The following is an 11,019-nucleotide window of genomic DNA, read 5'->3' as shown; positions in this document are numbered from 1 at the left end:
ATGGGGCTGTAGGTGATTGAGATGAGGTTGCTGCCAAGCTTCCCCAGCGATGCTGTCTAGCCCATTCAGTAATGCTGCAGCGGCTAGGCAGCAATGTTGCCTCACCCCTGCAGCAAGCCTATGAGTTTTGAAGTGAATAGCGTTATGGATGTTATATTATACAGCCAATAGTACCATGAGTCCGCCAATGACGATGTATCCGATGGCATAAGGCAATGCTGCACGCAGAATCTCGCCATCGCGACCTTGCATATTACATGCCGCTGTGGCAATGGCAATACTCTGCGGCGAAATCATCTTACCGCCTGTGGCACCCGTGGTATTGGCTGCAACGAGCCAATTAGGATCACTGTAATCCAATTGATGGGCTACGTTGGCCTGTAATTTGGCAAAAAGGATGTTGGAAGAAGTATCGCTACCCGTGACGAATGTGCCGATAGCACCGATGAGCGGAGCAAAGAGTGGGTATAATTGTCCTGTGACTGCTGCCAAAGCCGAGGCGATGACAACTATCATACCCGCGTAGTTCATCACCGAAGCGATAGATACCAAACTGATAATCGTGATAACGGTCTTGCGCAAGTTGACTGTTGTTTTGGCCAAAATCACAAGGAGTTGGCGAGGCGACAAACCTTGGATGAGTCCGCCAATCACCGTACCGAGCAATAACATAAGGCCGGCATTGCTAATCCAACCGAAATTGAATGTAGTTCCTGCCGTATAGATGGGCAGGGCTACGTGGCTTACCAAATGCGATTTCAAGAAGCCGTTGATGGCAGGGAACAATGGCCCGGAGAGTAAGATAAACAAGAGGATGAAGAGATAGACGCTCCATGCGCGGAATGTTTGGGCGAGCGTGTAATGTTTTACTGTGCTCTTATCCTTCTTCGGAGCAAATAGTTTAGAATAAATGATAAGAGCTATGATGGCTGCCACACTGCCTATGATGGCTGGAGTCTCGGCTCCTAGGAACATGGAAACGACATACTGCGTGAGTAATGATACCCCACCTACCCACAACGAGAGCAGCAGGTTGCGTACAATAGCGCTGTGGCTGCGATTGGTAAGGGTGAGGATGATAAACGGAAGAATAATGAAGAGGGGGGAGAGCTGTACCACACAGTAGGTCGCAACCTCGCGTATGAGTTCGGGAGCTGCCGCTCCGCCCGGCGCCACCTCGTTGCAAAGGGTGATGACAGGCACACCTACGGCACCAAAACCGGTGGGTACTGTATTGGCTATCAATGCCACCAAAGCCGAGAAAATAGGCTTATAGCCGAGTGAGATAAGAATAGCTGCCGGAATAGCTACGGCCGTTCCGAAGCCGGCCATACCTTCCAAGAGTCCGCCAAATCCCCATACCAGCATGAGCACCGTGACGCCGTCGTCGTCGGAGAACGATGTGAATTGATTCTTGATGACCTCTATCTCCTTGCTTTCCACTAGCACGTTATAGCTGAATATAGCCATTAAGATGATGATCAGGATGGGGAATACGGCTTTGAGAATACCCTCGACAACAGCCCACCCCACGCCCATTGTCGTGAAATTTTGCGGTGCGAACCCCATAGTGGGGGCTACCCAAAGAGCTAACGCAATGGTAACAAGGAGAGTAATAAATGCACTTTGGTGCCCTGCCATCTTCAATCCCAACATCAAGACGAAGAGCAGTACAATCGGAATAATAGCGATAATAGCAGCCATAAGTTGTATAATATGTAAAAACAGCAGGTTAATAATTAGATTATCATAAAACACCCTCAAAGTTATTACATTCTCATTGAATTATCGTATATCGAGTGTTAAAACATGAATTTTATTCCCTAGATTCGCCATGAATTGATGCTGAAAGACCTAACCTATAAAAATATCGACTACACCAACCACCTTTTGAAGTTTGAGCAGAATAAGACCAAAGGACATTCTGCCAATAATGGGGTCGTTATCCCTTTGAATGATGGTTTGCTCATATTGGCTTGGTGAAGCACCGGATGATTTGAATACTTCTCTTTTCAATCTCCCTTCCTATGAAAATTACAGTAAGTCGGTGAAGCGATGGGTAAAGCGTGCAGGAATCAATAAGCACATCAGCTGGCATTGTGCCCGCCACTCCTTTGCCGTGAACATCCTGAATAATGGTGCCAATATCAAGACCGTTGCAAGTCTTTTGGGGCATAGCGGATTGAAGCATACCGAGAAATATACTCGTGCTGTGGATAAGTTGAAATCGGAAGCTATCAATAGTTTGCCAGAATTGAAGTTGTAATAAGAAAGATGAATTGAAAAACATTTTTTTGATTAGATGCGACCATCTTTTTGCTCAAAATACATACATCCTAAGAAATAATGAGTAATTTTATGGCGTAATCAAGTTGCATAAGTATGGAACGCAAGAAAATAAACCGTCTAAAAGTGGTTCTCGCCGAAAAAGGAATGACCAATAAACAACTGGCAGAAATCTTGGATAAAGATCCTACAGTTATATCAAAATGGGTAACGAATGTTGCCCAACCCAATGTAGAAATGTTCATTCAGTTGGCAAAGATATTGGGAGTGAGAGTTGATGATTTGTTGTGGACAGAATAAGGTATAATGATAGGGTGGTAAAATTATTATCTACTTCTCATAAAAGGGTGTAAGGATAAGAGTATTTTAAAGAATAAAAAGGTAAGTATGGGAAAAACGGTAACAACATATTTGATAGATGCTGATCCAAAAGGAACACAATATGTGTTTATCAGCAATAAAATTTGTCAGATGTATGTAATTCCACGTTCAAATCTTTCAATCTTGAATGAACGGACAGAATTGCAGACGCCGGCTTTTTACATTCTATTGGGTGAAGACGAAGAGACGAAACCAAAAGCATATATTGGGGAGACAGAGAACTTTCGTGAACGGGTGAGAGACCACGATAGCAAGAAGGCGTTTTGGCAAAAAGCCTTGTTGTTTATTTCTAAAGATGCAGCAATGACTAAAGCTGATGTGCAATACTTGGAGCATAAAGCGATAGTGGAGGCGAAGGTTTCAAACTCTTTTGTGCTAAATGAAAACAAGCAGACACCTAAAGCTCCTAATCTTCCAGAATATAGAAAGGACGATATGGATGAGTTTTTCGAGGACGTGAAGTTCCTGACTTCGTTCATAGGTTGCAATATTTTTGATATTGCGCAGCCTAAAGAGGAACATCTTTTCTTTACCAAAGGGCGTGGCTGTAACGCAAAAGGGTTTTATCATAGTAAAGGTTTCACAGTGTTGAAAGGAAGTACTATAGTGAGTTCTTCTTCTCCGTCTTTTAAATGGAAAAATAAGCGTGAAAAGATGTTGAGCGAATATACGCACTCTTCTAATGGGAAATTAGAATTGAGTTCAGATACAACTTTTAATAGTCCAAGCACTGCTGCCGATTTCTGTATAGGAAGTAGTAATAATGGTTGGCTTGTTTGGAAAGATAAAGATGGAAACACTTTGAATTCGGTGTATAGAAAACAATTAGAATAAAACAAAGATATCGAAATGGATATGAATGTAATATTAGGGCTTATAAGTATAGTGGTTACTTTAATGTGCGCTTACTGAGGTGCTTTGCTTCATCGTAAAACTGAGAGAATAAAAATTATGGAAGGGCAACTGTCTGAAAAAAGATACTCTGCCTATGCGAAACTTTATGATTTCTTCTATGAAATGTTTAAAAACACGAAGGATAATAGGAATGTTAGCAACAAAGATATGCGTAATAAGCTTCTTGATGCAAAGAAAGAGTTAATTATGTATGGGACAGATGACGTAGTTTTCGCTTTGAACAATTATTTAAGTTCTTTTACGGAGGCAAGTACCTATAAGCAACTGGATAGCTTTTTGGATGTTATGGTGTTAATTAGAAAAGATATGTGTAGAAAAACAAAGATAGATAGGGATGCTATCTTGTTAAATATAATGCAAGACAAGAAGGAACTACAAAAATTTAAAGCCATGGAATTAAATAATTCTGAATTATAGATTATCTTTGAAGTCGCAGTGATAAAATTTTATTAAAGCTTTCTTTTTTGTTTCACTTAATCTATCAAGATATTTTTAAGCATCTTATAATCGGACAGTATGACAATACAAGAAATAACAACCCGCAAGGAAGACCAGACTTTTGATTGCAAAAGCATTCAAATTGATCCTAAAGCATTGGCTATTACCACCGTTGCATTTGCAAAAATCATTTCTATAACTTCCGATAATATGTATTTATAAGAACCGTAGAAAATATGAACCCAGAAGAAAAGGCACGAGTTATCATTGACAGAATGTTTGAAGAAGCAGGCTGGAAAGTCGTTGATAGAGATAAGTATGCTCCAAATATGACGGCTGTGGCTATCAGGGAAGGATTGATGGTTGGCAATAGGGAAGCCGATTATTTATTGTTTCTTAACGGCAAAGCAGTAGGAGTATTGGAAGCTAAGCGCATTGAAACAGATATAAATTCTGATATTGTGCAAGAACAAGCTCGCTTATATACCCGTAGTTGTCCTAAGTGGTGTCAAGCATGGTTTCCTAATACACCTTTACCCCTTGCCTATGTTGCTAATAGTAGAGACCTGATGTTTTATGATACTCGAAAGAGTAATTCTGAATTTGAGTATTGTAAGAAAATTCATACTCCCAAAGAAGTTAAAAAGTTATTAGGCTTGGAAGATGATTATGTTGGCTTGCCCACATTGAGCCCTAAAGGATTGCGCGCGTGTCAATATGAGGCAATCACTCAATTAGAGCAATCGTTTCGTAATGGTGAAAATCGTGCTTTGATGGTTTTAGCAACAGGTGCGGGGAAGACTTATACTGCTTGTTTGGCTGCCTATCGCATGTTAGCTTTCACGCCAATGAAGCGCATCTTGTTTTTGGTGGATAGGAATAATTTGGGCAAGCAGGCTGAAACCGAATTTGGTACATTCCGTTTAACAGAGAATGGCGATCCATTCAATACTATTTTTACGGTTAATCGCTTGAAGTCTTCAATTGTACCAACGGATAGCAATGTGGTAATATCCACTATACAACGACTTTTTTCATTGTTAAAGGGTGACGAAATTACCGATAATGATGAGGACGATGAAGAAATAGAAGATAAAGAAATAATACTCCCAGAGAATCCTAATCTTCCTTCAGATTTCTTTGATATGATAATTATTGATGAGTGCCACCGTTCTATTTATGGTAATTGGCAGAAAGTCCTAAATTATTTCTCAAAAGCAAAGTTGATAGGATTAACAGCAACACCTGTTCCTGAGACGAAGGCTTTCTTCAATGGCAATATCATCGTAAACTATACGCTGGAGAAGTCTATCGTTGATGGCGTAAATGTCGATTGTCGTGTTTATCGTATCAAAACGCAAGCAACAGAGAATGGCGGTGCTATTCTCGAAGGCGATAAAGTAAAAAGAGAAACATGCTATACGGGGCAAGTTCAGACTATTAACAACCAAGAAACAAAAAATTATACTCGTGAGGAACTTAACCGTAGTATCATCAACCCTGCACAGATTAAGCTGATATTGGAAACCTATCGTGATGCGGTATATACTGAAATATTTACTGAACCGCAGCGAGAACCCAATATGGATTATCTGCCCAAGACACTTATATTTGCACTCAATGAAAATCATGCAACTAATATCGTGCAAATAGCAAAAGAGGTATTTGGACACGATGATAATCGTTTCGTACAAAAGATAACTTATTCGGCAGGTGATAGCAATGAGCTGATACGACAGTTCCGTAATGATAAAGATTTTCGTATCGCCGTAACTTGCACATTGGTGGCAACAGGTACTGACATTAAACCCCTTGAAGTGGTAATGTTTATGCGTGATGTGGCATCAGAACCGTTATATATTCAGATGAAAGGACGAGGCGTACGTACCATAGGCGATGAGCAACTACGAAATGTAACGCCCAACGCTTACAGTAAGGATTGCTTCTTCTTGGTGGATGCTATTGGAGTTACCGAACACGAGAAAGTTATAACTTCACCATCTGAGGGAGCAACCTCCAAACTAATGTCCTTGAAAGAACTTTTGGAGAAAATAACGCATGGTAATGTAAATGATAACAATTTGAGATTATTAGCAAGTCGCTTATCTCGTATCAGTCATAAATGTGAAGAAACAGACCGTGAAAAATTTCTTGGTTTGGCTCATCAAAGCATGATGGATATTGCATCTGACATCTTTGCAGCATTTGAAAACGACTTGCTTCCCGAGTATATTGATGTCAATGCGCCAAACTTAGAGCGCAAAGCCTTAGTGCGTAATATTGCAAATCACCCGGAAGCAAGAGAATTCCTGTTGATACTCAATGCAGGTTTTATTGAGACCTTGATGCCGGGCGAGGACACGCTAATATCAAAGGGATTCTCACAAGAAGAAGCCCAAACCACCACTTCGGCTTTTGAAGCCTATTGTGAGGAACATAAAGATGAAATAGAAGCTTTGCGCATCATCTACAATAATCAAGGCGAACCTCTTACCTATGAAATACTAAAAGATTTGGAGAATAAATTGAAGTTTGCAAGTAATAAGTTCAATACTTCATTGCTATGGAACTCCTACGCTATCATTAATCCCCAAATGGTAAAACATAGTTCTACAAAAGAGGAAAAAGAAGCTCTTACAAACATTATCCAGTTAGTGCGTTATGCTTTTCACCAGATAGAAAGGCTCGAAAGCTTGTATCCATCTGCCAACCAACGTTTTAATCTGTGGTGTGGACAAAACCAACGACCTCTTACAGAAGAACAGATTGGAGTGATGCAACAAGTATTTAGCTATATTGCATCGAATGGGTATTGCACAATTACAGAGATTAAAGACAATGATAAGACACAAGCGGCGCAACTTATCCGTGCCTTTGGTGGGAAAAATATAGCAAACGAAGCTTTGGCTTCATTATCACAATTTATCATTTACAGAAAAATAGCTTAACAAATGGCAACAAATATATCAACAGAGCAAACACTTACCAAAAAGGTTTGGAATTTAGCGACCACACTATCAGGACAGGGTATTGGCTACACCGACTATGTTACTCAACTTACCTATCTTCTCTTTCTCAAAATGGATGCGGAGAATGAGGAATTGTTTGAGGAAATATCTTCTATTCCTGAAGGCTATCGTTGGCGTAATCTGATAGAACTTGATGGTTTAGACTTGATAGAGCAATATGAGAAGACACTGAAAATTCTTAGCGAGCAAGACAATCTGATAGGTACAATCTTTACTAAGGCACAAAATAAGATTGATAAGCCTGTTTATCTGAAGAAAGTGATTTCAATGATAGACGAAGAGCAGTGGCTTGTTATGGATGGCGATGTAAAAGGTGCTATCTATGAAGGAATCTTGGAGAAGAATGGTCAAGATAAGAAAAGTGGTGCAGGGCAGTATTTTACGCCTCGTCCTCTTATCCAGGCAATGGTAGATTGTATCAAACCCAAGATTGGCGAAACCGTTTGCGATCCGGCATGTGGCACAGGAGGTTTCTTGTTGGCTGCATACGATAGTATGAAACAGCAATCACAAGATAAGGACAAACGTGAATTCTTAAATAATAAGGCACTTCATGGCATTGATAACACTCCATTAGTTGTAACTTTGGCTTCGATGAACTTATATTTGCATGGCATTGGGACAGACCGTAGCCCTATTGCGTGCGAAGATAGTTTAGAAAAAGAGCCTGAAACTTTGGTAGATGTAATTCTTGCCAATCCTCCTTTTGGAACTCGTCCCGCTGGTTCGGTGGACATCAATCGTCCCGATTTCTATGTAGAGACTAAAAACAATCAGCTCAATTTCTTGCAACACATGATGTTGATGCTGAAAACAGGTGGGCGTGCTGCAGTGGTACTTCCTGACAATGTGCTGTTTGAAGGTGGTGCAGGCGAAACAATCCGCAAGAAACTATTGAGCGACTTCAATTTGCACACCATCTTACGCTTGCCCACTGGTATTTTCTATGCACAAGGAGTTAAAGCTAATGTGTTGTTTTTCACAAAAGGGCAACCAACAAAGGATATTTGGTTCTATGATTATCGCACAGATGTGAAGCACACATTGGCAACAAATAAGTTGCAACGTCATCATCTTGATGATTTTGTAGTCTGCTACAATGCTAATCCTCGTGCCGAAACCTATAACGAAGATACTGCTCGTGATGGTAGATGGCGCAAATATACGGTGGAGGACATTATGGCTCGCGACAAAACAAGTCTTGATATTACGTGGATTAAGGCTGGTGGAGAGGAAGAACAATTTACGTTAGATGAATTAATGACAAATATCACAACTCAAGCCAGCAACATCAGTAAGGCAGTAGCTGAATTGCAGAAGTTAATGAGGGGAATTAAAGAGTAAACGGAATGGATAGCAGCATTATATTAAGTCAAGAGCAGCAATTTGATGAGGTAATCAACATCATTTTGCAGCATCAGAGCCGTGCTTCAAGAGCGGTGAACGAAGAAACGCTGCTTATGGCTTGGAATGTGGGAGGTTATGTTTCCCATAAATTAAAATCGGAAGAATGGGGTAGCAAAGTTGTTATTCAACTTTCTGAATATATCCGTACCAAACAACCAAAGCTGAAAGGGTATAGCAGAAGTAGCATATACAATATGGTACTATTCTACGAGGAATACTCCTCTGAAAGATTTTTATCCACGGCATCACAATACTTATCTAAAGAATTTGTCCAGCCAAAAACTGCACAAATTAATAATCCCTCCCTAGCACAGACAAACCAAGGTACAACTGTTTTTCCTATGCAAATTGTCCAGCCAAGAATTGGACAATTTCCCAAACTCCTCACTCTTACCACTTTAACGAATCATATAGAGATATTGTGTCGTTGTAAAAGCAGTGAAGAACGGTTGTTCTATATTCTGTATGCTCACAAAGAGCATTTGGTAAAAAGAGAGCTTCAGCGTAGCATTACCAACCAGACCTACGCAACATTGTTAGGCGATAAAAAGAATATATCGAAAGGCTTATTGCAAACTTATCCTAATGCTCCTGTTGTATTTAAGGACACTTTGTTTGTTGATTTCCTCGGATTACCTCAAAAACATAGTGAAACAAAACTTAAGAAAGGGCTGATAGAACACATGAAGCAATTTATCCTTGAGTTGGGTAAAGATTTTATCTTTATGGATCAAGAGTATAATCTCAATGTGGGCGCATCAACTTTCAAAGCAGACTTATTGTTCTTCCATCGTGGGTTACAAGCACTTGTTGCGGTAGAACTAAAAAAGACAAAGTTTCATCCTTGTGATCTCGGACAGTTGGAATTTTATCTCGAAGCCCTTGATCGTGATGTAAAGCGTAGCAACGAAAACCCTTCTATTGGCATTCTGTTATGTCCTGATGCAGATAAAATGGTGGTAGAATACGCGATGAGCCGTAGTATGAGTCCAACTTTGATAACAGAATACAAACGTATTCTTATTCCGCAAGAGCGTATGCAAGAGCAGCTCAATGAATATTGCAACCTATTCTTGGAAGAGAAACACAATGCAAATGATTAATTTGGTAGATAATGGACACAAAGAAATTAAGACAAAAGATATTAGACCTTGCCATTCACGGCAAGCTTGTACCTCAAGACCCTAATGATGAGCCAGCATCAGTTCTTCTTGAGCGCATCCGTGCTGAAAAAGAACGCTTAATCTCAGAAGGAAAGATAAAGCGCAGTCGAAAGACCGTGAAAACTTCCGATACGCACCATTATGAGCAGGATGTGCCGTTTGAGGTGCCACGGGGGTGGGTGTGGACAACATTGCCTGAACTTTGTATTATTCCAATAACTGATGGTACTCACCAGACGCCTACTTATACAGATAAAGAGCAAGGCGTTCCTTTTATTTCATCAAAAGATGTTACAAGTCAAAAAATAAATTGGAGCAACATAAAATATATAACAAGAGAACTACATGAGGTATTATACAAACGAGTAGCTCCTCAAAAAGATGATATTTTATTAGCGAAAAATGGAACAACTGGAGTTGCTGCAATTGTAGAAGATTCACGAGTCTTTGATATTTATGTAACACTAGCAGTCATACGCCCAAGCAAAAATGTATGCCCACAATACTTACATCAAGTTATAAATAGTGATTTCTGTAAAGAACAATTTAACAGCCATTTAACAGGTATAGGATTACCCAATTTACACTTAGTAGATATAAAGAAAACAGTAATACCTTTACCCCCTCTCGCAGAGCAACTCCGAATAATTAAAGAGATTGAGCGATGGTTTGCTTTGATTGATGCAATTGAGCAGGGCAAGGAAAATTTGGAAACATCAATCAAACAAGCCAAGGGCAAAATCCTCGACCTCGCTATCCATGGCAAACTCGTGCCACAAGACCCGAGCGATGAGCCGGCAAAGGTATCTGATAGGGTTACTGAAAAACAAACTAAGGTTACTGATAAGCGAGAGATGATAGTAGAAAAAGCAGTGGCTAAAGCATTAGAAATGGTGATAAATTAACGCAAAATCGTATTACCATTTTGCAGCTAATGACAGAAAATCCCTATATAACCAAGATGGAACTTGCTTCTGCTGTTGGTATTAGTGCGACTTCTATTATGCGTAATATCGAATATATGCGTAATAAGTACCAAAAGCCAAAGAAGGGAAGGAAACAAAATAAAAGGGAAGAGCTGTCGTTAATTAAATATAAAACTAAGAGCTGAAAAATTACAACAGTACACCTTTCTCATTGTTTTGTTACAAAGTACACTTTTAGTACGCTTTAAGAAAGAAAAATCCCTTGTAAATCAATAATTTACAAGGGATTTGTGGTACCCAGACCCGGGATCGAACCGGGATGGATTGCTCCACTGGTGTTTGAGACCAGCGCGTCTACCGATTCCGCCATCTGGGCATGGCTTGTAAAGACGTTTGCAAAGGTAATTCTTTTTTTTGTTCCAGCAAACTTTTTTTGCGAAAACTTGAGATTATTCTAAGTATATCGTAAGGCCA

At 39.9% G+C, this 11,019-nt stretch carries 8 protein-coding genes, 1 tRNA gene and 2 pseudogenes; 9 read left to right on the top strand and 2 right to left on the bottom strand.

The features are described from left to right. Positions 1-156: 156 nt before the first annotated feature. Complete coding sequence (locus HMPREF0671_RS09555) at positions 157-1,704, bottom strand: L-lactate permease (protein WP_036899944.1); 1,548 nt, start codon at positions 1,702-1,704, stop codon at positions 157-159. A gap of 141 nt (positions 1,705-1,845) precedes the next feature. Here HMPREF0671_RS09555 and HMPREF0671_RS09550 point away from each other — a divergent pair. The 9 genes and pseudogenes from HMPREF0671_RS09550 to HMPREF0671_RS09515 form a co-directional block, all read left to right on the top strand. Then, positions 1,846-2,266 (top strand): annotated as a pseudogene (locus tag HMPREF0671_RS09550) (site-specific integrase); the annotation flags it as partial. A 116-nt stretch (positions 2,267-2,382) separates the two neighbouring features. Beyond that, entirely contained in the window at positions 2,383-2,586 is a 204-nt protein-coding gene (locus HMPREF0671_RS09545; protein ID WP_006949100.1) for a helix-turn-helix transcriptional regulator, read from the top strand. An 87-nt stretch (positions 2,587-2,673) separates the two neighbouring features. Next, a complete protein-coding gene (locus HMPREF0671_RS09540; RefSeq protein WP_036899942.1) occupies positions 2,674-3,501 on the top strand; it encodes a GIY-YIG nuclease family protein in 828 nt (275 codons plus the stop codon). A 117-nt stretch (positions 3,502-3,618) separates the two neighbouring features. Further along, positions 3,619-3,999 carry a hypothetical protein gene (locus HMPREF0671_RS09535; RefSeq protein WP_036899940.1) on the top strand — a complete coding sequence of 127 codons (381 nt, stop codon included), beginning with the start codon at positions 3,619-3,621 and terminating at the stop codon, positions 3,997-3,999. 99 nt (positions 4,000-4,098) lie between these two features. Beyond that, the gene (locus tag HMPREF0671_RS12330; protein WP_156958402.1) at positions 4,099-4,242 is read left to right on the top strand and encodes a hypothetical protein; all 144 of its coding nucleotides are present in this window, start codon (positions 4,099-4,101) and stop codon (positions 4,240-4,242) included. Positions 4,243-4,256: 14 nt separating this feature from the next. Beyond that, positions 4,257-6,968 (top strand): DEAD/DEAH box helicase family protein, encoded by a 2,712-nt coding sequence (locus HMPREF0671_RS09530; protein WP_036899938.1) that lies wholly within the window; start codon positions 4,257-4,259, stop codon positions 6,966-6,968. Between the two features lie 3 nt (positions 6,969-6,971). Then, positions 6,972-8,393 carry a class I SAM-dependent DNA methyltransferase gene (locus HMPREF0671_RS09525; protein ID WP_036899936.1) on the top strand — a complete coding sequence of 474 codons (1,422 nt, stop codon included), beginning with the start codon at positions 6,972-6,974 and terminating at the stop codon, positions 8,391-8,393. Between the two features lie 5 nt (positions 8,394-8,398). Continuing rightward, a complete protein-coding gene (locus HMPREF0671_RS09520) occupies positions 8,399-9,559 on the top strand; it encodes a YhcG family protein (RefSeq protein ID WP_036899934.1) in 1,161 nt (386 codons plus the stop codon). 11 nt (positions 9,560-9,570) lie between these two features. Beyond that, a pseudogene (locus HMPREF0671_RS09515) lies at positions 9,571-10,730 on the top strand (restriction endonuclease subunit S). Positions 10,731-10,836: 106 nt separating this feature from the next. Here the strand turns inward: HMPREF0671_RS09515 and HMPREF0671_RS09510 are convergent. Further along, a tRNA-Leu gene (locus tag HMPREF0671_RS09510) sits at positions 10,837-10,921 on the bottom strand. Positions 10,922-11,019: the final 98 nt, after the last annotated feature.

Origin of the sequence: Prevotella sp. S7 MS 2, from assembly GCF_000762865.1 — a bacterium.
Taxonomy (GTDB): domain Bacteria; phylum Bacteroidota; class Bacteroidia; order Bacteroidales; family Bacteroidaceae; genus Prevotella.
This window is presented reverse-complemented; position numbering and strand designations above follow the sequence as displayed.

Excerpts from the sequence above, each read along its gene's own strand:
- HMPREF0671_RS09535 (WP_036899940.1), top strand. The coding sequence starts at position 3,619 with ATGGAAGGGCAACTGTCTGAAAAAAGATACTCTGCCTATGCGAAACTT.
- HMPREF0671_RS09525 (WP_036899936.1), top strand. The coding sequence starts at position 6,972 with ATGGCAACAAATATATCAACAGAGCAAACACTTACCAAAAAGGTTTGG.
- HMPREF0671_RS09540 (WP_036899942.1), top strand. The coding sequence starts at position 2,674 with ATGGGAAAAACGGTAACAACATATTTGATAGATGCTGATCCAAAAGGA.
- HMPREF0671_RS09545 (WP_006949100.1), top strand. The coding sequence starts at position 2,383 with ATGGAACGCAAGAAAATAAACCGTCTAAAAGTGGTTCTCGCCGAAAAA.
- HMPREF0671_RS09520 (WP_036899934.1), top strand. The coding sequence starts at position 8,399 with ATGGATAGCAGCATTATATTAAGTCAAGAGCAGCAATTTGATGAGGTA.
- HMPREF0671_RS09555 (WP_036899944.1), bottom strand. The coding sequence starts at position 1,704 with ATGGCTGCTATTATCGCTATTATTCCGATTGTACTGCTCTTCGTCTTG.
- HMPREF0671_RS12330 (WP_156958402.1), top strand. The coding sequence starts at position 4,099 with ATGACAATACAAGAAATAACAACCCGCAAGGAAGACCAGACTTTTGAT.
- HMPREF0671_RS09530 (WP_036899938.1), top strand. The coding sequence starts at position 4,257 with ATGAACCCAGAAGAAAAGGCACGAGTTATCATTGACAGAATGTTTGAA.